Origin of the sequence: Ameyamaea chiangmaiensis, assembly GCF_013376175.1 — a bacterium.
GTDB lineage: Bacteria > Pseudomonadota > Alphaproteobacteria > Acetobacterales > Acetobacteraceae > Ameyamaea > Ameyamaea chiangmaiensis.
Window position 1 is genome coordinate 1 of record NZ_JABXXR010000328.1, and the last position, 992, is coordinate 992.

Annotated in this window: 2 protein-coding genes; one reads left to right on the forward strand and one right to left on the reverse strand. The window is 68.2% G+C overall.

Going from position 1 to position 992, the window contains the following annotated elements:
- The coding region (locus tag HUK82_RS16840) for a hypothetical protein (RefSeq protein WP_456304213.1) at positions 1-334 on the forward strand (334 nt) is incomplete at its 5' end.
- A gap of 16 nt (positions 335-350) precedes the next feature.
- On the opposite strand, the gene HUK82_RS16845 is transcribed toward HUK82_RS16840, so the two are convergent.
- A complete protein-coding gene (locus tag HUK82_RS16845) occupies positions 351-743 on the reverse strand; it encodes a hypothetical protein (RefSeq protein WP_176614996.1) in 393 nt (130 codons plus the stop codon).
- Positions 744-992 lie beyond the last annotated feature (249 nt).

Sequence of the window (992 nt, forward strand, 5' to 3'; positions counted from 1 at the left end):
CGCCACAAACGGCGGGGGTGTCGCGTTCCCCGTGCCCGACGCGTCCGCGGTGCCCCTACCCGCCGATCATCCGATGCGCGACTGGTTCATTGCCCATCTCCGCCCGCACCCGCTTGGTACGTACGACACACCCGTGCGCCTGACCGCACCGATCGGCGCGGGACTACCGGTTGCGTATGTCGCATACGAAGGACCGCCCGCCCCGTCGATCGAGCCGAGCCGGCAGCGCGCCCGCGCGCAAAGCCACTGGACGCACGACACGTTGCCGGTGCCCCACGACGCGGAGATCGCCAATCCCGATCAGGTGGTGTCGGTCCTGACGCGCTACGGGTGATAACGCCGGATGCGGATCAGCTGGGCCGCGAGGGCGTGTTCGGGCTGTGATGCATCATCGCGCGATGACGCTGAAGGCCCTTGATGATCTGCTCGGCATCGTCGGGCGACAGAACCAGCCCCACGGGGCCGTAGGCGGGATGCTGATAGGCAAACAGCGATCCCTCCGTCAGCGCTTCGGGCTGAAGCGCCCATCGTGTGCTCAGGACCGGCTGGAAGGTGGCTCCCTGGATCGGGGGCACCGGGTGGTTCGCCACCAGCGCCGTCCGCACCCTCCCCAGGGATTCGATCAACTGGCTCAACTGGTCGAGCGACAGCGGAATTTCCCCCTCGATCCCGCTGCCCTCGAGGAACTGCAGCACGGCGCCTTGCCCGTCGCTGCTCGGATTGACCTGCATTCGCGCGCTCATGGACGGAACTCCGGGCTGGAAGGAATACGGCGACCGCACTCCGGGGACAGATATCGGCATAGATTCAGACCAGGGTCGCGAACAGCGCCGCCCACCTTTGCCCTCAAGATCATGGCATCGTGTGCGATGTGCAAGAGGCGACGGTCCGGGGTCAGGCGGCCGGCCGGCGCGGTGCCTCCGCCAGACCGCCCGCCCACACCCACCAGCCCGTCATGCCGGACAGATGGGCCGCCACGGCGCGGGCGTCCT

Excerpts from the sequence above, each read along its gene's own strand:
- HUK82_RS16845 (WP_176614996.1), bottom strand. The coding sequence starts at position 743 with ATGAGCGCGCGAATGCAGGTCAATCCGAGCAGCGACGGGCAAGGCGCC.